Origin of the sequence: Corallococcus sp. AS-1-6, from assembly GCF_020037015.1 — a bacterium.
Classification (GTDB): Bacteria; Myxococcota; Myxococcia; order Myxococcales; family Myxococcaceae; genus Corallococcus.
The window spans coordinates 112,773-132,343 of sequence record NZ_JAIQDE010000015.1; the positions used below are offsets into that span (position 1 = coordinate 112,773).

The 19,571-nt window shown below is 69.3% G+C and carries 17 protein-coding genes; 14 read left to right on the forward strand and 3 right to left on the reverse strand.

From position 1 onward, the window contains the following. Window positions 1-15 precede the first annotated feature (15 nt). Both K8612_RS21555 and K8612_RS21560 read right to left on the reverse strand, forming a co-directional pair. Window positions 16-339 carry an STAS domain-containing protein gene (locus K8612_RS21555; RefSeq protein WP_223743192.1) on the reverse strand — a complete coding sequence of 108 codons (324 nt, stop codon included), beginning with the start codon at window positions 337-339 and terminating at the stop codon, window positions 16-18. Between the two features lie 220 nt (window positions 340-559). Next, window positions 560-1,297, reverse strand: a complete 738-nt coding sequence (locus K8612_RS21560) for a lytic transglycosylase domain-containing protein (protein ID WP_223763673.1) — start codon at window positions 1,295-1,297, stop codon at window positions 560-562. 304 nt (window positions 1,298-1,601) lie between these two features. On the opposite strand from K8612_RS21560, the gene K8612_RS21565 reads away from it, so the two are divergent. The 14 genes from K8612_RS21565 to cglE all read left to right on the forward strand — a co-directional run bounded on the left by K8612_RS21565 (window position 1,602) and on the right by cglE (window position 17,818). Then, a complete protein-coding gene (locus tag K8612_RS21565) occupies window positions 1,602-1,748 on the forward strand; it encodes a lmo0937 family membrane protein (protein ID WP_014396045.1) in 147 nt (48 codons plus the stop codon). Then, entirely contained in the window at window positions 1,745-2,314 is a 570-nt protein-coding gene (locus K8612_RS21570; RefSeq protein WP_223763674.1) for a hypothetical protein, read from the forward strand. Before K8612_RS21565 ends, K8612_RS21570 begins: the two co-directional genes overlap by 4 nt. 40 nt (window positions 2,315-2,354) lie before the next feature. Further along, window positions 2,355-3,008: a HupE/UreJ family protein gene (locus K8612_RS21575; RefSeq protein ID WP_223763675.1), complete on the forward strand. Its 654-nt coding sequence runs from the start codon at window positions 2,355-2,357 to the stop codon at window positions 3,006-3,008. A 115-nt stretch (window positions 3,009-3,123) separates the two neighbouring features. After that, a complete protein-coding gene (locus tag K8612_RS21580) occupies window positions 3,124-3,537 on the forward strand; it encodes a hypothetical protein (RefSeq protein ID WP_223743187.1) in 414 nt (137 codons plus the stop codon). 77 nt (window positions 3,538-3,614) lie between these two features. Beyond that, window positions 3,615-4,385 (forward strand): hypothetical protein, encoded by a 771-nt coding sequence (locus K8612_RS21585; protein ID WP_223743186.1) that lies wholly within the window; start codon window positions 3,615-3,617, stop codon window positions 4,383-4,385. A 148-nt stretch (window positions 4,386-4,533) separates the two neighbouring features. After that, entirely contained in the window at window positions 4,534-5,202 is a 669-nt protein-coding gene (gene rplC / locus K8612_RS21590) for a 50S ribosomal protein L3 (RefSeq protein ID WP_223743185.1), read from the forward strand. Between the two features lie 339 nt (window positions 5,203-5,541). Next, window positions 5,542-6,360, forward strand: a complete 819-nt coding sequence (locus K8612_RS21595; protein WP_223763676.1) for an outer membrane beta-barrel domain-containing protein — start codon at window positions 5,542-5,544, stop codon at window positions 6,358-6,360. Between the two features lie 9 nt (window positions 6,361-6,369). Next, window positions 6,370-7,572, forward strand: coding sequence for an outer membrane beta-barrel domain-containing protein (locus K8612_RS21600; RefSeq protein ID WP_223763677.1), 1,203 nt, complete (start codon window positions 6,370-6,372; stop codon window positions 7,570-7,572). A gap of 2 nt (window positions 7,573-7,574) precedes the next feature. Next, window positions 7,575-9,113, forward strand: coding sequence for a lipopolysaccharide assembly protein LapB (locus tag K8612_RS21605; RefSeq protein ID WP_223763678.1), 1,539 nt, complete (start codon window positions 7,575-7,577; stop codon window positions 9,111-9,113). 273 nt (window positions 9,114-9,386) lie between these two features. Next, window positions 9,387-13,043: a tetratricopeptide repeat protein gene (locus tag K8612_RS21610; RefSeq protein ID WP_223763679.1), complete on the forward strand. Its 3,657-nt coding sequence runs from the start codon at window positions 9,387-9,389 to the stop codon at window positions 13,041-13,043. After that, window positions 13,040-14,506, forward strand: coding sequence for a tetratricopeptide repeat protein (locus K8612_RS21615; protein ID WP_223763680.1), 1,467 nt, complete (start codon window positions 13,040-13,042; stop codon window positions 14,504-14,506). The genes K8612_RS21610 and K8612_RS21615 overlap by 4 nt, the downstream gene beginning before the upstream one ends. Window positions 14,507-14,664: 158 nt before the next feature. After that, the gene (locus tag K8612_RS21620) at window positions 14,665-14,949 is read left to right on the forward strand and encodes a hypothetical protein (protein ID WP_223743179.1); all 285 of its coding nucleotides are present in this window, start codon (window positions 14,665-14,667) and stop codon (window positions 14,947-14,949) included. Between the two features lie 56 nt (window positions 14,950-15,005). Further along, a complete protein-coding gene (locus K8612_RS21625; RefSeq protein ID WP_223763681.1) occupies window positions 15,006-17,060 on the forward strand; it encodes a TonB family protein in 2,055 nt (684 codons plus the stop codon). A 158-nt stretch (window positions 17,061-17,218) separates the two neighbouring features. After that, window positions 17,219-17,818 carry an adventurous gliding motility protein CglE gene (cglE, locus tag K8612_RS21630; protein WP_373692124.1) on the forward strand — a complete coding sequence of 200 codons (600 nt, stop codon included), beginning with the start codon at window positions 17,219-17,221 and terminating at the stop codon, window positions 17,816-17,818. Between the two features lie 46 nt (window positions 17,819-17,864). Here the strand turns inward: cglE and K8612_RS21635 are convergent, their stop codons facing one another. Further along, window positions 17,865-19,385 (reverse strand): ABC transporter substrate-binding protein, encoded by a 1,521-nt coding sequence (locus tag K8612_RS21635; protein ID WP_223763683.1) that lies wholly within the window; start codon window positions 19,383-19,385, stop codon window positions 17,865-17,867. Window positions 19,386-19,571 lie beyond the last annotated feature (186 nt).

Consider the following 19,571-nt stretch of genomic DNA (forward strand, 5'->3'; position numbering starts at 1 on the left):
GAGGGCCCATCACCCTCAGACGGAGAGGATGTCCTCGGGCGTGTAGTAGGCCCGGTGCGTCGCCGGCGAGGACAGCACGCCGAAGTAGCGGAACATCCGCTCCTGGTGCGTGGCCAGCCCGCGCAGCTCCACGGCGCCGTCCTTCAGCCCGTGCGTCAGGATGCCCACCGCGCTGTCCTTGAACTCACGCAGGTGCGCGAAGTCCAGCACGACCTCGCTCTGGCCCAGCGCCTGGAGCGAGTTGCGCAGCTCCTGTGCCGTCTGGCCGTCCAGCGTTCCCTCCAGGCGCAGGGTGACCCGACCCGCCGCCTCCTCCCGATGAATCCGAAGCCCCGTCATGATCCGCGCTCCCGCTGAGGTGTGCACGTGTGTGCAGCTCGCGATGTTGATGGCGGCTGACGCACGTTTCCGGACCACAGGGGTGATCCAGGTTTCCACCGGGGGGTGGGGTGCACAGCCGGAGCCGGACAGTGCACCTTCACCGGCGATCAGGTTAGTGGCGGGCATGCAACTTCCGCCGGAGTGTTGGCGAGCAAGCGGATGACGTGTCGCGCAGCGGTCAACCCTTGCGGTCGGTTGTCGTCTGCTCGGCACGCAGGCTGATGGCGCGCTCCTGCTGGGCCTTCAGCTTGCGGAACTCCTTCACGACCTTGGCGGGGTAGCCGGCCATGAACTTCACCCGGTTCTCCTTCTTGGCCAGGATGCGCTTGGCCAGCCCGGGACCCGCGTTGTAGGCGACGAGCGCGCCCTCCACGGAGCCGAAGCGGTTGATGAGGTCCGCCAGGTACGCGGTGCCCAGGTTCACGTTCGTCTCGAAGTCGAAGAGGTTGGTGTGGCGGCCCAGCCGCCAGCCGGACTTCTCCGCCAGGTACTTGCCCGTGTCCGGCATCACCTGCATGAGGCCCATGGCGCCCACGCCGGACACCGCGTAGTTGTTGAAGGAGGACTCGCAGCGGATCAGCGCCACCACCAGCAGGGGATCCAGGTTGTTGCGCTCCGCCTCGCGCACGATGGCCACCGCCAGCCGGCGCTGCTGCCGCTCCGGGAGCCCGGAGGCGCGCACGGCCTCGGCCACGCCCATCTGCTCGGCGCGGAGGTAGTCCGCCTCGTCCTCGTACTGCTGCAGCCGGGCCAGGGCGGCCTTGAGCTGCGCGTCCTTCTCCGCCAGTTGCGCCCTCAGGGCCGCGACGTCCGGCGCTTCACCCTGGGCACCCACCGGCACCTGCACCGGGAAAGCCACCGCGTCCGCCCCCACCAGCATCGCCGCCGCCACCATCGCCACCGTCCAACCCCGCATCTCGCCCTCCCCTGGCGCCCCAACCGCCCGCGCCCGCTGACTCGCCCACACCCAGCGGCTAAGCAGGCAACGTGCCAGCGTACGTGGCGTGCGCTGGCGGCCTTACGGATCCTTAAGAGAGGGGCTGAAACGGGGCGGGCGCTGCCCACGGCAGCCGGAAAAAATGCCCGGGCTGGGAAGTTTGTTTCCCAACCTGACCCTGCAGAAAGCTCCACCTGTTGCCGCGCCGCCTCCGCGTCCCTAGCTTGCGCCCGGTCTGACTTTCGGGGCCCTGCGTGGCGGGAGGCGTGGCGTGTACTGGACCATGGGCATCATCTTGATGGTGTTGTGGGTGATGGGGCTGATCACCGGTTCGACGGAGGGGCAGTGGGTGCACCTCCTCCTGGTGTTCTCGCTCATCGCGTTCGTGCTGGCCGTCGCGTCGCTGGGCCGCCGGCGGGGGCTGGCGTGAACCTGCCGGAGCTGGACATGGCGTGGCTGGAGCTGCCGCGGGACAAGGCGGGCTTCGTGCGGCGCGAATGTCCCCGGTGCCAGCGCTCCTTCAAGACGCGGCCCAGCCGCCACGACGCGGGGATGCTCCAGCGGCTGCTCGCGGGCTACTTCCCCTTCGAGAACCTCCACGAGGCGTACACGGCGGAGGAGCTGCCCGCGTGGCACTGCCTGTACTGCGGCCACCGCGCGCTGCCGGACGCGTGGCTCACGCCGGAGCAGTCCGCGCACGTGGAGCAGATGGCGCGCGCGTGGGCGAACCACGTGCGCTACGAGCAGTTGGCGTACGTGCAGCGCACGCTGTCCCAGAACCCGCGGCCCACCTTCGTCTCCGTGGCGCCGGAGCCGCTGCCCCGGCCGCTGCCTCCGGACGAGGAGATGCTGCGCCCGCTCCCCATGGTCTGCTGCGGCGAAGAGGTGCAGGCCCAGTGGGAGTGGGATCAGCCGCTGGTCTGTCCGCGCTGCGGCGCGCACCACGGCGGGCTCTCCGGCCGCCAGCAGGTGCACCTGGAGTTCGTGCGCGAGTAGTGGACGGGCAGGGCGCGCGGAGGGCAGGCTCCTCCGCGCGATGAAGCCGTTCCCCCCGGTCCGGGTGCTGTGGCTGGCCCTGCTCCTGCTGGGGCCGGCCGCCGTCCACGCCCATGAGGTGGAGGTCGCGCCCGGTGCGGTGGAAGGGTTCGCCGGCTGGGTGGGCGAGGGCATCCGCCACATCCTGGCCGGGGCGGATCATCTCCTGTTCCTCTTCGCCGTCCTGCTGGTGGGCGGCTCGCTCCGGCGGATCCTCCTGCTGGTGACGTCCTTCACCCTGGCGCACTCGCTGACCCTGGCGCTCACGGCCCTGGGCTGGCTGACGCTGGACGCGCGGGGCACGCGGTGGGCCGAGGCCGCGATCGCCGCGTCCATCCTCTACATGGCGCTGGAGAACCTGTTCCTGCGCCGGCACGGACACCGCGCGGGGCTCACCTTCCTGTTCGGCCTGGTGCACGGGCTGGGCTTCGCGAGCGTGCTCGGAAACCTCGGGTTGGGGACGGGCGTGGTGCCGGCGCTCGTGGGCTTCAACCTGGGGGTGGAGGTGGGGCAGGCGGCGGTGGTGGCCTTCCTGGTTCCCGTGCTGCGAATCGTCCAGCGCAGGCCCCGGTTGCACTCGAAGGTTGTGCGCCTGTCATCCATCTGCCTCGCGGGGGTGGGCCTATATTGGATGGTTGCTCGCGCGGTCGGTTGAATTGCACCAACAGCGTTCCTAGCTTGCGTCTCACGAGGGTGGGGGAGGGACGCTGATGGGAGCGAGGCATACCCGGCTGGCAGCCGCACTGGCCGCCGCGTGGGAAGCAGAAGTGGTGTCGGCCCGTCGTATGACGGGGCTGGCGGAGCGCATGAACGACGCGCGGGTCCGGGCGCGCCTGATGGTGCTGGCCGCCTTCTGCCGCGCCCATGCATCACGGCTCCTGGCCCGCCTGGCGGCGCTGGGGCGCGGGCCGCTGCCGGTGCCCCCAGAGGAGATCGATCTGGATCCGGACACGGTCCTGGAGCTGCGACGGGAGGGGGCCTTCGCCCGGGCGTCGGCCGCGCGCTATGAGACGACCGCGGAGATGGCGCGCCAGCACGCGGACCTGTCCTCCGCCTGGGTGTGCGAGCTGAACCGCACCGAGGAGCAGGACCGGGCCCGGGAGCTGCTCGCCCTGGCGGAAGGGGCCCTGGCGGCGGTGCGGCGGGGCGAGTCCCAGGCCGTCGCGGCGCCCGCGGATTCCTGAGGCCGGAGGCCGGGGCCGGGCGCGGGAATGCGCTCGGCCGGTGACAGTCCTGGCGTCTTGGGCGTATGAATCCGCCCATGGCGAAGGAGAGCTACAACGATCTCATCTTCCAGCTCGGCGACCTGGCCCGGGACGTCCTCCCGGGCAAGCCGAACTGCCCCCGCTCCATGGAACGCGTCTACCGCGCCGAAGAGGTGCTGGAGGCGCGCCGGGACGAGCTGGCGGCCCTGGAAGCGGAGATGAACGACGAGGACGTGGCCTATCAGGACTTCCTGGCCCAGCACGAGGACGAGTGCGCCGCCCAGAAGGAGATCACCGGCCGGTTCCAGAAGGCCGTGACGGCGGTGGAGGGCAAGGTGAAGGGGCTGCGCAAGACGCTGGCCACCCGCCGCGCCGACCTGCGCTACGCCATCGTGGGCCTGAAGAAGCTGGAGGCGAAGCTCGCGGACCTGGAGATGACCACCCAGGATCCGGTGAAGCTGGACGCCGCCAAGCAGAACCTCAAGAAGAACCGCATCGCCCAGATGCGCCTGGCCCGCGAGGTGGAGGACTGGGAGGCCCAACTGGCCACCGCCCTCACGCCCACCCCCGGCCAGCCCGGCGCGGCCGGCATCCTGGCGCACAAGCGCCTGATCGAGCTGGAGGACGCCGCGGAGGAGCAGAAGCAGCAGCACGACGCCCGCATGGCGGAGCTCGACCAGGCCATCGCCACCAAGGAGGAGGAGATCAAGGGCGCGGAAGATTATCTGGATCAGGCCCTGTTCCTCCTCGGCGAAGAGGTGTATGCCCAGCGCATCGCGGACGGGCAGTTGAACCCCTTCTACCCGCGGTTGGATGTCGCGCAGTGAGGGGTACGCCCACCCTTGGTGCTTGACGTAGGGGACGTGTTTGCTATCTTGCGCCGCTTCCTGGCGGCCGCGGGTACGCGTGTAGGCCAGTTCAGTTCATTGATTTCATTGGGCTTTCAGCGCCACGGGCGCTCGCTGTGAGGACGACGTGAAGGGTCTGATTGGCAAGAAGATCGGCATGACCCAGGTGTTCAACGACGAGGGCAACCTCGTTCCGGTGACGGTCATCGACGTCAACACCTGTCTGGTGGTCGGCAAGCGCACCCCGGAGAAGGATCAGTACTCCGCGGTGACCGTGGGCTTTGGCGCAATCCGCGAGAAGATCCTGAACAAGCCGCAGCTCGGCTTCTTCAAGAAGGCCAGCGCCACGCCGCGCCGCCACCTGCGCGAGTTCCGCGTCACGGCCGAGGAGGCCGCGGGCTTCAACGTGGGCGACGCCGTCAAGGCGGACATGTTCAACAAGGGCGAGCTGGTGGACGTCACCGGCGTGACCAAGGGCCGCGGCTTCTCCGGCGTCATGCGCCGCTGGAGCTTCAAGGGCTCGCAGACCAAGACGCACGGTACGCACGAGTACCAGCGTCACCCGGGCGCCATCGGTCAGCGTAAGACGCCGGGCCGTACGTACCCCAACAAGAAGATGCCGGGTCACTACGGCGTCGAGCGCGTCACCACGCAGAACCTGACCGTGGTGGACGTGGACGTGGAGAAGGGCCTGGTGCTCGTGAAGGGCGCGGTCCCCGGCCACAACGACGGCATCGTCATCGTGCGCCCCTCCATCAAGGTGGCCATGCGCGCGCAGCACAAGGCCGCGAAGTAATTCGCAGCCGCTGACGCCGGGGCGCTTCACACCGCGCCCCATTCAACGCCTCGCTTCGGGCACCTTCGGGTGGCCGGGCGGGGCGTTCGTCGTTTCCGGGCACGGTGTGTTTCGCGCGTCGCGCGCGGGGCCTCGAGGCCTCGCATCCGCGTGGAAACGTTGAGTGCTGGTCGCCCTGGGGGCAAAGGGCGAAAACTTTACCGACTGCCGCTGGGATCCGCTTGCGGTGAATGGGCGCCGTGCTCACATCGCTGTCCCACGCCGGAGCCTCGCCGTCCAAGCAGACGGGTCGCCTTTTCCGGATCACCCAACGGCCCACCCCCGGGCCGGGCAGGAGATATGAACGCACGCACGCTTCGCGTCTTCGCCGCGCTGAGCCTCTCGCTGACGGCGCTCGGCGCCGCCGCACAGGAAGACGGCGTCCTGGACTCGGCGGTCGTCCGCAACCGGCTCTACAAGCCCGCGGGCCATCCGGAGCTGTCCCTGTCCGTGGGCCTGCCCGTGCAGACGCACCTGACGGCGCACTACTTCTTCGACGTCGGGCTGGCCTACAACCTGTTCGACACGTTCGCGCTGGAGGCGCGCGCGGGCTACGCCGTCAGCCGCCACACGGGCTTGGCGCGCTCCATCTCCGAGTCCTTCCTGGACCGCGAGGACAAGCGCGTCACGGACGAGCTGGAGGACATGTGGCGGATGAACCTGCACAGCGTCGTCGGCGCCCGGTGGGCTCCCATCTACGGGAAGATCTCCCTGGTCGCGGACATCCCGGTGCACTTCCAGACGTACCTGTGGGCGGGCGGCGGCCTCACCAACCTGAAGCGCCAGTCCGTCATCCAGTGCACCCAGGTCGTGGACCGGGCCGCGGGCGTCTGTGACAACCGCACGGCCGTGGATGACCGGGGCAGCGCCACGGAGAACTACTGGGTGAAGGAGTCGCGCGTGGCGCCGGTGGTGTCCGCCGCGCTGGGCTTCCGCTTCTTCATCAATGAGCAGCACGGCATCCGGCTGGAGCTGCGCGACTGGATCTTCAAGGACAGCTACCGCGTGAACCTGCTGCGCGACGACTGGGAGGCTGGCCGGACCACCGGTGAGCCCGCCAGCAGCCCGGGCCTCACGCACCTGGTGCAGTTCGACCTCGGCTACACCTTCACTTTCTGACCCCTTCCTATGCGACCCTTCCGTTCCATCGCGCTCCTCGTTGCCGCGGTGCCTGCCCTCGCGTTCGCGCAAGGCGCCTCTCCGGCGCAGCCGCCGGCCGCTCCGGGTCCGGATGCGACCGCGCCGGCCCCTCCTTCACCGGCCGAGCCGCCGGAGCGCCAGCGCACCGAGCGCGACGCGCCGGCCGTGCCCCAGTCCCAGCCCGAAGCCGCGCCGGCCACGCCGTCCGCGCCCGCCGTCACGGAGGAGGACGACGCGGACCGCGCCCAGGCGCCGGAGGCCCAGGCGCCGGCCGCCACGCAGCCCACGGACGCGCCGGTGCTGGACACCCATGAAGCGCCGCGCACCACGGACGCGCAGCAGCAGCGGCTGGTGAATGGCGCGCCGCTCTACAACCCGAACGTCAACGTCCACATCGTCCAGAAGAAGCGCTTCGCGGACGAGGGCAAGCACGAGCTGGTGCTGTATCCCGCCGCCGTGCAGGTGAACGGCAAGTTCACCAACCACGTGGGCACCGCGCTCAGCTACGTCTACCACCTGCAGGAGAACTTCGCCCTCCAGGTGGGCGGCCAGTACAACTGGTACTCCGACGAGAGCGACTTCAACCTGGAGCTCATCGACAAGGTGCGCGAGCAGGCCCAGGCCGCGTCGTCGCTGCTGCTCCAGTGGGGCGCGCACGCGGGCGTCGAAGTGACGCCGCTCTACGGCAAGTTCGCCTTCTTCAACAACTCGCTGGCGCAGTTCAGCGTGGTGCTCTCGGGCGGCGCGGGCATTGGCAAGACGCGCCACCTCATCCGCCCGGAGGTGGCCAACGAGGTGGACGGGCAGACGTACCAGGTGCCCGCGCGCTTCGGCGACACGGGCAACAAGTTCCTGGGGGAGGTGGGCGGCGGCTTCCGCGTGCAGTTCGGCGAGCACTACGCCCTGCGCCTGGAGGTGCGCGACCTCATCTACACCGCGCGCGTGGACCGGGTGGATGGCTGCAACCTGGCGGACTTCGAGGCGCTGGAGGCCGCGCGCGCCGCCAACCAGCCCTTCGACGGCCTCAACCTGAGCGGCGGCTGCAAGGTGTCCAAGTTCGACGGCGTGGACCCGAAGACGAAGAAGAACTACCGCGAGGACATCATCCTCGGGAGGGACCTCGTCGCCGAGCCTTCGTCGGACGTCCTCAACAACGTCAGCTTCTACGCTGGCTTCTCGGTGCTCTTCTAGCCATGTCCCGACTGCTCCGACTCCTCGTCGTCCTCGGGCCCCTCGCCGTGCCCTCGGTGGCCCTCGCCCAGCAGGACGTGGGCACCTACAACCGCGCGCTGTCCGCCTTCAACGAAGGCAAGCTGGACACCGCCGCCCCCCTCTTCGCGCGGCTGGCGGAAGGGGAGGACCCGGACCTGAAGGGCAAGGCCGAGTTCTACCTGGCGCAGACCTTCGCCAGGAAGGACCTGCCCGTCGCGGCCTTCATCTCCTACGCGGCCATCGTCAACGCCGGCCCCAAGCACCCCTCGTACCTCAAGGCCATCGAGGGGCTGGTGGACATGCAGCAGCGGCTGGATGAGCAGAACCTCATCCCCAGCATCCTCAACCAAGCCTACACCGACGAGGTGCGCGACCAGTGGGTCACGCTGCCCAAGGAGGTGCTGGCGCGCATCAACTACCTGGTCGGCACCGCCAGCCAGCGCCGCATGCGCTTCGAGGAGTCCCGCGCGCTGCTGGAGGCCGTCCCCGCCGACAGCCGCGTCTACGCGAAGGCCCGCTACCTCCTGGGCACCGTGCTCGCGGACCCGCGCTTCCCGGGCCGCCCCGGGGAGGGGGACACGCTGGACAAGGAGGCCATCGCCGCCTTCCAGGCCGTGCTCCACACGAAGGAGCCGCAGGTGGAGCTGCCGGAGACGCGCGAGCTGGCGCTCCTGGCCCTGGGCCGCGTGCACTACCGCCGCGGTGAGTACGCGGACGCGGTGAAGGCGTACGAGGGCGTGCCCCGCTACGCGCGCTTCTGGGACCAGGCCCTGTTCGAGAACGGCTTCGCCCGGTTCCAGAACGAGGACTTCGGCGGCGCGCTGGGCAGCCTCCAGGCGCTGCACGCGCCGCAGTTCGAGGGCGCCTTCCAGCCCGAGTCGTGGATCCTCAAGGCCACCGTCTATTACTACTCGTGCCTCTACGACGAGGTGAAGACGACGCTCGCCGCGTTCGACGAGCGCTACGGCCCCATGGCGAAGCAACTGGAGCCCTTCACCGGCGAGGACGTGGCGCCCATCAACGCCTTCAACCTGGTGGCCTCCGAGAACCGCCGCCTGCCGCGCGCCGTCTACCTGTGGATCCGCAACAACGAGCGCATCCGTGAAGTGATGCGGACCCTGTCGCGCGTGGACCAGGAGAAGCGCGCCATCAGCGAGGGCCCGTGGCGGGGGACGCCGTTCGCCGCGCAGACGGTGGCGTCGCTCGAGGACATCCGCACCACGCTGCTCCAGGTGGGCGGCACGCTCGCGAAGAACCGCATCCAGGAGGCCGCGGACAACCTCCGCACCTTCTCCGACCAGGCGGAGATCATCCGCGTGCAGACGGCGCTGGATGAGAAGGACCTCTTCTCCGAGGGCGTGGACCAGAAGGCGCTGCTCTCCCGCCAGTCGCTCTACCGCCCGAAGATGCCCGGCGCGGACTACAACTACTGGCGCTTCCAGGGCGAGTTCTGGATCGACGAGATCGGCTACTACCAGTACACGCTCAAGCGGGGCTGCCCCGCCCGCCAGGAGAAGTAGGCAGGGCAGTAGGCAAGTAGGCCCCGGGCGCACCCGGCCAGCGTGAGCAGCGCGACCAAGAGGCCCCGCCACCGTGCGTTTGTCACGGGGGACGGGGCCTCTTCGCGTGATGTTGAGTCCTGGAACCTGGCCCGGCGTGATCGCGTACGCCGGGGCACAAGGCATGTTCCGGGCCACTTCTCAATCTGGGTACCCGCGTCTACTTTCCGTCGTCCCTCCCAACTGGGCAGAAGTTTTCCCAGCCAGGCGAGGCGCGGTTCTCCAGGAGCTCGCATGAAGGTGGTTCTTCGGTTCGGTGCACTGGCGGTGGGCGTCGCGCTCGCGGCCGGTGGGGTGGGGGAGGCGGCGGAGGAGACGGCACCGCCGCGCAAGGTGGCGACGAAGAAGTCCTCCTCGAAGGGCGCGGCGAAGAAGGCCGAGGCCGCGGGCAAGAAGGACAAGGAGGAGGCGAAGAAGGCGGAGCTGCCGCCCGGCGTCGCGCCCCAGGACATGCGCAAGGGCCCGGCGCGGGTGAAGCCCGCCACGGCCAAGTTCGCGGACATGCCGCGCATCGCGGACTCCAAGAAGGACGCGCTCGCGGACAAGAAGCGCGACGAGGCCATTGAAGGCTTCAAGCGCCTCATCCCCAAGCTGCAGGAGACCTCCACGCAGAAGGCGGAGATGCAGTACCGCCTGTCGGAGCTCTACTGGGAGAAGTCCAAGTACCTCTACCAGTTGGAGATGGAGAAGTTCCTCGCGGCGGAGAAGGCCTACGACGCCGCCGTGGCGCGCGGGGAGAAGGCCACCGCGCCGGAGCAGGACCACCGCGAGTCCGAGCGCTACCGCGCGGAGACGATGCGCATCTACGAGGCCATCCTCGACGAGTACCCGGACTACCCGGCCCGCGACGAGGTCCTCTTCTCCCTGGGCTACAACCTCTACGAGCTCAACCGCCGCGAGGACGCGGTGAAGCGCTACGAGGAGCTGATCCGCGACTTCCCGAAGTCGCAGTTCGTCCCGGACGCGTACATCCAGCTTGGCAACCACTACTTCGAGAACAACAAGCTCGCGCCCGCCAAGGAGAACTACGAGAAGGCGCGCGACTCCGGCGTGCCGAAGATCTACGCCTACGCCACCTACAAGCTGTCCTGGTGTGACTTCAACGCGGGCGACCTGGACGCGGGCCTGAAGAAGCTGCACGAGGTGGTGGACTACGCGGGCCAGCGCGGCGAGGAGCTGGGCGACCTGCGCACGGAGGCCCTCAACGACCTCACCGTCTTCTACGTCCAGTTGGATCAGCCGAAGGAGGCGCTCGCCTACTTCAAGCAGAAGGCGCCGGCGAAGCGCCAGGGCCGGCTGCTCGCGAAGACGGCCGCGGGCCTGGTGGACGCGGGCCACTTCGACAGCGCCATCCTGGTGTACCGCACGCTCATCGACGACGCGCCCATGGGCGCGAACGCGCCGGAGTACCAGCAGGCCGTGGTGCGCGCCTTCGAGGGCCTGCGCCAGCGCCAGCAGGTCCGCAAGGAGATGAAGCGGATGGTGGACCTCTACCGCCCCGGTGGCGAGTGGTGGAGCGCCAACGCCAGCAACGCGGGCGTGCTGCGCAACGCCTTCAGCGTGACGGAAGAGGCCATGCGCGTGATGGTCACCGAGTACCACCAGGAGGCGCAGAAGACGCGCCAGGTGGAGACCTACCGGCTCGCGCGCGACATCTACAAGCAGTACGTGGACGCGTTCGCCTCCAGCGACAACCCGGAGTTCGTGGCGGACTCCGCCTTCAACATCCGCTTCTTCTACGCGGAAATCCTCTGGGCCCTGGAGGAGTGGGAGGCCGCCGCCGCCGAGTACGACGCCGTGGTGGCGTTCCAGATCCCGGACCGCGACTCCGCGAAGGAGGTCTCCAACGAGTCCTACCGCAAGTCCGCCGCGTACAACGCGGTGCTCGCCTACGACAAGCTCGTCAAGATCGAGCGCGGCCAGATTGCCAAGAGCGACCTGAAGGACGGCCAGAAGGTCGACGAGAAGAAGGACAAGGGCGACGTCGCCAGGCAGAAGCTGGTCAAGCGCGACGCCAAGGAGCAGGCCGAGCAGCCGCTCACGAAGTTCGAGGACCGGCTGGTCGCCGCGTGCGACACGTACAACACCCTCTACCCGGGCAACCAGGATGAGATCGACCTGCGCTACCAGGCCGCCGTCATCCTCTACGACCGCGCGCACTTCGTGGACGCGGCCCGCCGCTTCGGGGAGATCATCGAGAAGTTCCCGGAGGAGCGCCGCTCGCGCGACGCCGCGGACCTGACCATGTACGTGCTGGAGAGCCGCGAGGAGTGGCAGGAGCTCAACACGCTCTCGCGCAAGTTCCTCTCCAACAAGAAGCTGTCCAAGCCCGGCTCGGACTTCGCCCTGCGCGTCTCGCGCGTGGTGGAGGGCAGCCAGTACAAGTACGTGGACGAGGTCGTCTACAAGAAGGAGAAGAACCCGGCGAAGGCCGCCGAGGAGTTCCTGTCCTTCGTGACCGAGTTCCCCAAGTCGGAGAACGCGGACCGCGCGCTCACCTACGCGATGGTCATCGCGCAGGAGGCCGGTGAGGTGGACAAGGGCATCACCGCCGGCGAGCGCGTCCTCAAGGAGTACCCGAACAGCAACTTCGAACTGAAGACGCGCTACACGCTGTCCGGCCTCTACGAGAAGGTCGCCGAGTTCAAGAAGGCCGCGGCCATGTCCGAGTCCTTCGTGGCCGGCTACGACGCGGCCATCAAGGCCCGGGAGACGCAGTCCAGGAAGGACAAGGACAAGAAGGCGAAGCCCGCCACGGTCGCGAAGAAGGACGACACGCCGGGCGCCGTGGAGGACGCGGAGTCCAAGCGCGCGCAGAAGGCCGCCGAGCGCAAGGCGCAGGTGGACGCGGCGGGCGAGTGGGTGGCGGACGCCCTCTTCAACGCGGGCGTCTGGTACGACGGCCTGGGCGAGTCCCAGAAGGCCGTCACCGCGTGGAACACCTACCTGGCGCGCTTCAAGGACCGCAAGGACGTGCCCCAGGTGGCCTTCTCCATCGGCCTCGTCTGGGAGAAGGAGAAGAAGTGGGGCGACGCGGCCCGCGCCTTCAACCGGTTCGTGGAGGACTACGGCCGCGACTCGCGCACCGCCGCGGGGCAGGCGTACCTGGCGCGGTACCACGAGCTGCTCGCGTACCAGAAGATGCGGGACGTGCGCGGCCAGGAGAAGGCGCAGGACGAGCTGGTGCGCGGCTGGAACAAGCTCCCGGAGGGCGTGCGCAAGGACACCGCGGTGCTCAACGCGTACGGCCACGCGCGCTTCCTGGCGCTGGAGCCCACGTGGAAGCGCTTCTCGGACATCAAGTTCACGCGCGTCTCCACCATCCGCCGCGACCTGACGAACAAGCAGAAGGAGATGCAGCGCGTGGAGAAGGAGTACGCGGCGGTGCTCGCCACGGGCTCCGGCGAGTGGGGCATCGCGGCGCTGACCCGCATCGGCCTGGCGTACGCGGACTTCGCGCGCAACATCATGGACTCGCCGGACCCCTCCGGTCTGGATGACGAGCAGCTCAGCATGTACCGCGGCGAGCTGGAGAACCTGGCCATGCCCCTGGAGGAGAAGGCCAGCGAGGCGCTGGAGAAGGGGCTCCAGAAGGCCTACGAGCTGGGCATCTACAGCGAGTGGACGCTGGCCGCGCAGGAGCAGATCAACAAGCTGCGCCCGGGCGCCTACGCCCAGGTGAGGCCGGTGACGTACCGGGGCAGCAGTGATTCGCGCATCGCCTCGGGCGTGCTGAAGGACCTCAACGGCCCCATCAGCGCCTCCGTGGAGCCGAAGCCCGCCGCCCCGGAGGCCGCGCCCGCCGAGGGCGAGAAGCCCGCCGCCGCGCCGGAGGGCACGCAGCCCGCGAAGCCCGAGCCCACCGCGTCGCTCGAGGGGGTGCGGCCGTGAAGACGAACCACAGCATCGACATCAGCAGCCAGTTGAAGGGGATGGGGACGACGGGGATGAACGGCTTTCGCACCAAGCGCATGTTCCTGGCGGGGGCCTTCGCCTTCGCCTTCACCACGGCCTGCGCCACGGGCCCCAGGCCCACGCCCGTCGCGATGAACGCGGTGGAGAGGCCCGCCGTCACGGTCCCCGCCGCGCCCCCGCCCGCCCCGGCCGACCAGGGCGACGCGGACGGCCAGTTCGCCCAGGCCCTGAGGGCCTACGAGGCCGGTGACCTGGACGCCGCCCGCAAGGGCTTCGAGGCCGTCGTCTCCCAGGAGCCCAAGGCGCTCAACGCGCGCTTCAACCTGGGCGTCATCGCGGAGAAGCAGGGCCGACCGGCGGACGCCCGCGTGGCGTACGAGCAGGTGCTGGCCCTGGACCCGGCGCACACGCCGTCCGTGATGAACCTGGGGCTGATGCACCGGCACGAGGGCCGGCTGGACGAGGCGCTCGCGCTGTACACGAAGGCGCTCCAGACGCCGGGCCACGAGCACGACGCGCACGTGCTCAACGCGCTGGCCGCGACGTACCGGCTGGCGGGCAGGCTGGACGAGGCGGAGGCCACCGGCCGGCGCGTGCTCGCGCGCAGCAAGGACAACCCGGAGGCGTACAAGACGCTGGCGCTGGTGGCGTACGACCGGGGCCAGTACCGGCTGGCGGAGCTGCTGATCGTCAACGCGCGCAAGGTGGCCCAGGACGACCCGGCCATCTCCAACACGCTGGGGATGATCTACCTGAAGATGGACGACCGCCCGCGCGCCCTGGCCCAGTTCCAGAAGGCCGTGTCGCTGGATGACTCCTTCGCGCCCGGCCACCTCAACCTGGGCGCCCTGGCGCTGAGCTACCGCGACTACGCGGGCGCGGAGAAGGCCTTCACCCGGGCCCTGGCCCTGGAGCCGGACGGCCTGGAGGGGCAGCTCTACCTGGCGTACGCGCTGGACGGGCAGAAGGGCCTGGATCCGAAGAAGGGGATCGCCGCGGGCGAGGCGTTCGAGAAGGTGCTCGCGCGCGCCGCGGACAGGCCGGAGGCGGTGTGCGGCGCGGGCTGGGCGTACGCGTCCGAGCGCGCGGCCTATGAGAAGGCCATCGCGTTCCTGGACCGCTGCAAGGAGCTGTCCTCCACGACGGAGCAGGACAAGCAGCTCATCACCGCCAAGGTGAACGGCCTGCAGAACATGCTCAAGAACCCGCCGCCGGCGCCCGCTCCGGCCGCCACCGCGGAGGCCGGGGGCGAGGAGAAGAAGGACGCCGCCGCAGCCGCCACGGGAGGCGCGGGTTCCTCCGTGATGAACCAGTTGCCCCAGGACACCAGCGCGCCCGAGGCACCCGAGGCGACCGGGGAGCCGGCCCCGGCTGCCCCCGCGTCCGACGATGCGTCAGACAATGGACAGACGGCTCCGACGCCTGCTCCAACGCCCTGAAGAAACAACAGTCGTCCCGGCGGGAAGGATGAGAACTTTCTTCCCGCCTTTAGCCACCCAGGTGCAAGCGGCCGGGCGGCTCCCTTAGAATCCAGGGACTTGGAGTTGGTGCGAGCCCTGCAATGGAATACGCGAAGCGGGCCTGGCGGAGACATCACATGAAACGACTGCTGGCAGCGATGGTGATGGCGGGAGGGCTGGGGCTGGCGGCTCCCGCCCTGGCGCAGGACGGCAAGGACTCGGTGAAGATCATCCAGGAGGAGGATCGCACCGTGTACCGCAAGAAGACGGTGATTGATTTCACGGATGTGGCGGTGGAGGGCGAGCTCACCAAGCCGGAAGGCTCCTACGTCCTCAACCGCAAGAAGACGGATTTCCAAAGCCTCATCAAGGTCCGGGAGAACTTCGACCCGGAGCTTCAGAAGTCCGCGGACAATCTTTAGACGGCACAGGTGGCGTTGAACGTTTTCGGGACGGGAAGGGAAGAAGGAAGAACTTCATGGCGGCGGCGAGAAAAAACGGATTGACGCTTCGGATCACCACCCCGGACGGCTCCATCCAGGAGACGGTTTCGGAGGCGGAGAGTGTCATCGTGGGGTCGGGCGCCCAGGCGGCGGTGAAGATTCAGGATCCGCGCGTGTCCAACCTCCACGTGATGCTGAAGGTGGACAACGATGGCTCCGTGACGGCCATCGACCTGGGCAGTGAAGGCGGCACCCAGGTGTCCGGGCAGAAGCTCATCATCCCCACGGCGCTCAAGCCCGGGGATGTGCTCACGGTGGGCACCTCCCAGGTGGAGGTGCTCTTCGGTGACGCGCCCCGGCCGGTGGCTCCGGCGGCGGCGGTGGCGCAGCCCGGCGTGTTCCAGCAGCGCCCGGTGATGCCTCCGGCGGCGCCGGCCACGCACGCGGCCCCGGTGCCTCCGAACATGCGGCAGGCCCCGCCCCAGCGGCCCGCGATGAACGCGGCGCCCACGTCCAACGTGGTGGGCACGGTGAGCACGCCGCGCTCCGCTCCGGCGGGCGCGCTGGGCACCCAGGCCTCCACGAACGTGACGTCCACCCCGGTGTTCGGCCCTCCGCCGCCTCCGGTGGCCGCGCGCAAGGCCACGCCTGCCCCGGTGGCCGCGGCCCGCAAGCCGCAGCCTCCGCCGCACCTGCAGGAGCCGCTGCCCAGGGACGCGCAGCCCACGCCGGACGCGAAGGTGCTCCAGGTGTCCATGCTCTGGGGCGACCAAATGCTGGAGGTCCAGCACTTCAAGGACGGCGCGCCGGTCACCATCGGCGAGGGCGCGAAGAACACCTTCACCGTGTTCTCTCCGCAGGTGGGCAAGCGCCACGTGCTCGCGGTGAGCAAGGGCGACAAGCTGGAGCTGCGCGCTCCGGCCGGCTCCGGCGTCTTCGTCACCAACAACGGGGATGTCCGCACCAAGGACGCGCTGCGCGCCGCGGGCCAGCTCAACACCGCCACGGCGGACCAGGAACAGCTCTTCACCCTGGGCCTGCATGACCGCGCGGAGGTGTCGCTGGGCACGGTGGCGTTCGTGATGCGCTACGTGAAGCCGTCGCCGGCCATCCTGGCGACGTCGCTGTCGGACCGCGACTTCAGCTTCTTCAAGATTGCAGCCATCTGCATCCTCGCGGCGGCGGCGTTCGTCACCGCCATGGTGCTGACGCCGCACACGGAGACGAAGTCCGCGGACGACGTCTTCGAGTCCCAGCAGCGCGTGGCCAAGTTCCTCATCGCCCCGGAGAAGAAGGTGGAGGCGAAGAAGCTCCAGCTCTCCGGCGTGGAGGAGGGGGCCAAGGCCAAGGACGAGGAGGGCAAGTTCGGCAAGCAGGAGGCGAAGCAGGAGGAGGCCGCGCCCTCCAAGCCGGGCACCCCGGTGGTGGACAAGTCCAAGAAGGAGAAGGACCGCCAGGTGGTGGGCAAGGTGGGCCTGCTCGGCGCGCTCAAGGGCATGAAGGGGGGCGCCTCCGACGTGTTCGGTCCGGGCGGCATCGGCACCGGCATCAACAACTCGCTGGGCGGCCTCAAGGGCGGCGCGGCCATGGGTGACGCGCACGGCGTGGGCGGCCTGGGTTCGCGCGGCACGGGCAACGGCGGTGGCGGCACGGCGCTGGGCATCGGCGGCCTGGGCACCCAGGGCAACGGCCGGGGCACGGGCGGCTCCGGCGGCATCGACCTGGGCGGCCGCGGCAAGTCCGTCACCAAGGTCATCCCCGGCAAGACGACGGTGATTGGCGGCCTGGACAAGGACGTCATCGCCAAGGTCATCCGGCGGCACCAGAATGAGATCAAGTACTGCTACGAGTCGGAGCTGAACAAGAACCCGTCGCTGGCCGGCAAGGTGGCGGTGGCCTTCACCATCGACCCGGCGGGCGCGGTGGCGGACGCCAGCGTGTCCGAGTCCACGCTGGGCAGCTCTCCCGCGGAGCAGTGCATGATCTCCCGCATCCGCCGCTGGAAGTTCCCGGAGCCCAAGGGCGGCGGCGTGGTGAACGTGACGTACCCCTGGCTGTTCTCGCCCTCGGGCGCTGACGCCGCGGAGTAACGGCGCTTCGTAGACTGGAAGACCGAAATGGCGTGGACGAAACGGTCCACGCCATTTTCGTTTTTCCCCGCTGCCGTTTCGTGCCGGGCGTCACTACTGTCCGTGCCACTGCTGCCAGGCGTGCGAGGGAGCAGGAGGACAACGTGACGGGAGGAGTCGTGAGGAAGTCGCTGCTGTTGGCCGCGCTCGCGCTGGCGACGCCGGCCCTGGGGGCCACGCCGCCGGAGGGCGTGCCGTTCGAGCCGCGCCGGGGGTTCTTCACCGAGACCGACGTCGGGGTCTTCTTCACGGTGGGCGGCGAGAACAGCTACTCCAACGCGCAGTCGTACGTGCAACTGGGCATCGGCTACGACGTGACGGAGCGCATCTCGCTGGGCGCCCACTTCGCGCTGGGCTCGTCCGCGCAGAACTGCTTCGCGGGCTACCTGCCGGACTCCAACGTCTGCGCGCTGTCGGACAACTTCACCGTGGCCTTCGGCGACCTGACGGCCGCGTACCACGTGCGGCTGGCCAACCGCTTCTACCTGACGCCCAAGGTGGCGGCGGGCTACACGCGGTTGGATCCCCGGCCGGTGGATCCGGACAAGGGCGACCCGGGCCAGGCCGTCAACGCCTTCAACGCGGGCCTGGGCGTGGGCGTGGAGTACGCCACGTCCTTCGACCACTTCTCCGTGGGCGCGGACCTGCTCGGCCGCTACATCATCGGGCCCAACATCATGTCGTTCGCGGTGTTCCCGCGCGTGAAGTACACGTTCTGACCCGACCTTCGCCAGGGCGAAGGCCGGGCCAGGGCCGCTTCAGCGGCTACGGGCTGAACATGCCGGTGAGCACGCTGGCGCGGCCCCGAGGCAGCGCGCGCTTGAACGGGCTCGTCGCCAGGTCCGAGCCGGGCTGGTACCAGCTCTGGATTTCCGCGAAGTACGTCTGGCCCGACTGCAGCACGCCCGGCGGCAGGTACACACTCTGGAGTTCCGTGTGCAGCGACGTCACGCGCGTCGCGGTGGTGGAGCCGTTGCTCGTGCCCAGCCGGTAGATGTTCACCACGTAGTTCGTGGCCGTGCCGACCAGGGGCTTCGACCAGCGCAGCGAGGCGTCCGTCCCCACGCCCGTGAGGTTCTGGAACGCGCCGCGCGTGTTCACCAGGGGCGCCTGCACCGGCCCGACGAGCGGCTGCACGGGCGCGGCGGTGAAGGCGCTCGCCTCCTGGTCCACGCGGATGTCCACGCTCATGGTGTAGGGCGCAGCGGTGCCCAGCGCGTAGCTCTTCGTGAAGCCCGCGGTGGCGAGCGCCACCTTCTGCCACGCCGCCGGGAGCGGGTTGTTGTAGGTCATGCTCCCCGTGACGAGGTCGGTCTTCTGCGCGTCAGGGTTGAGCTTCACGAGCAGGGGCTGCCCGCTGATGGACGCGAGCGCCGTGCTCAGCGCGGCCGGCCGGGCGGACATCCAGATCTCGCTGTACGTGCTGACCGCGTCCGGGTTCACCTGGGTGCGCATGGCGTCGAAGGCCGAGCGCCTCCAGTCCACCGAGAAGGTGCCTGTCGCCACGGGCTGGGTGAAGGTCCCGCTGACGGTGACGGGCTGGCCCTCCACCAGCGTCACGCTCGCGTCGAGCACCTTGTGCATCGCGCGGTAGGGCACGCCATTCGCGCTCGTCTTCCACCGCATCTGCGCCAGCGTGAACACGTCCCCGAGGCCGCTGTCGAGCCGCACCGGGTTGCGCATGTCGGCGTAGTTGAAGCTCAGCCCGGAGAGCGACGTGGCGCCCGCCAGGGGGAACCCCGTGACGCCGCTGTTGACGTAGCCGAACGCGCCCGGGTTCAACGAATACACCTCCAGGTAGTCCCCCGACTGCCAGGGAGACAGGCCGGTGGCGGACACCGTCACGGGGGTGGGGAGCGAGACGAAGGTGCCATCGCGGCCCCACTCCGTGGAGCCCAGGTCGAACGTGCGGCTGGTGCTCACCAGGTAGCGCGAGCCCAGCTTCAGGTAGATGCGGCCGGAGGGGACGTTCGGCACGGAGATGGTGCCGTCCGCGGCGCCCGTGCCCGGGTAGGCCGTGAACGCCCCGGTGGTGGAGTCCCGCATGTAGGCCACCACCGACGTGGCGGACTGATCGTACGGCTTCGTCGCGTTGCCTGACGTGGCGACGTAGGTGACCGGGCTGGTCCCCGTGACCTGGGTGATCAGTCCCTGGGTGACCTGGGAGGTCGCATCCGCCAGGTCCGCCGGAACGGAGGAGTCCACCGCCTCGGCATCTTCAAGCCCCCCGCAGCCAACCCCTGTCATGCCGACCAGAATCCCGAGGGAAATCAATGGCATCTTCATTGTGAAGGCGACCCTTTCGGCGACGCCTGGAGTGGCGCCGCGCAGGGAGATTCATACTGGATGGGTCTGACATTTCCGGGAGCACTCCGAGTCCGTTTTGTTTCTCGGAATGTGAATGCAAACGCGCGGGCCGGCGGGTGACCGCGGCCGCCGCTTCGACTGACGCCGGACAGGTGCCCCGGCCTC

Bases quoted from the DNA above. Each gene is read 5' to 3' on its own strand.
- K8612_RS21625 (WP_223763681.1), top strand. From the start codon at position 15,006: ATGGCGGCGGCGAGAAAAAACGGATTGACGCTTCGGATCACCACCCCG.
- K8612_RS21620 (WP_223743179.1), top strand. From the start codon at position 14,665: ATGAAACGACTGCTGGCAGCGATGGTGATGGCGGGAGGGCTGGGGCTG.
- K8612_RS21600 (WP_223763677.1), top strand. From the start codon at position 6,370: ATGCGACCCTTCCGTTCCATCGCGCTCCTCGTTGCCGCGGTGCCTGCC.
- K8612_RS21635 (WP_223763683.1), bottom strand. From the start codon at position 19,385: ATGAAGATGCCATTGATTTCCCTCGGGATTCTGGTCGGCATGACAGGG.
- K8612_RS21595 (WP_223763676.1), top strand. From the start codon at position 5,542: ATGAACGCACGCACGCTTCGCGTCTTCGCCGCGCTGAGCCTCTCGCTG.
- K8612_RS21565 (WP_014396045.1), top strand. From the start codon at position 1,602: ATGGGCATCATCTTGATGGTGTTGTGGGTGATGGGGCTGATCACCGGT.
- K8612_RS21605 (WP_223763678.1), top strand. From the start codon at position 7,575: ATGTCCCGACTGCTCCGACTCCTCGTCGTCCTCGGGCCCCTCGCCGTG.
- K8612_RS21555 (WP_223743192.1), bottom strand. From the start codon at position 339: ATGACGGGGCTTCGGATTCATCGGGAGGAGGCGGCGGGTCGGGTCACC.
- K8612_RS21585 (WP_223743186.1), top strand. From the start codon at position 3,615: ATGGCGAAGGAGAGCTACAACGATCTCATCTTCCAGCTCGGCGACCTG.
- K8612_RS21575 (WP_223763675.1), top strand. From the start codon at position 2,355: ATGAAGCCGTTCCCCCCGGTCCGGGTGCTGTGGCTGGCCCTGCTCCTG.
- K8612_RS21610 (WP_223763679.1), top strand. From the start codon at position 9,387: ATGAAGGTGGTTCTTCGGTTCGGTGCACTGGCGGTGGGCGTCGCGCTC.
- K8612_RS21560 (WP_223763673.1), bottom strand. From the start codon at position 1,297: ATGCGGGGTTGGACGGTGGCGATGGTGGCGGCGGCGATGCTGGTGGGG.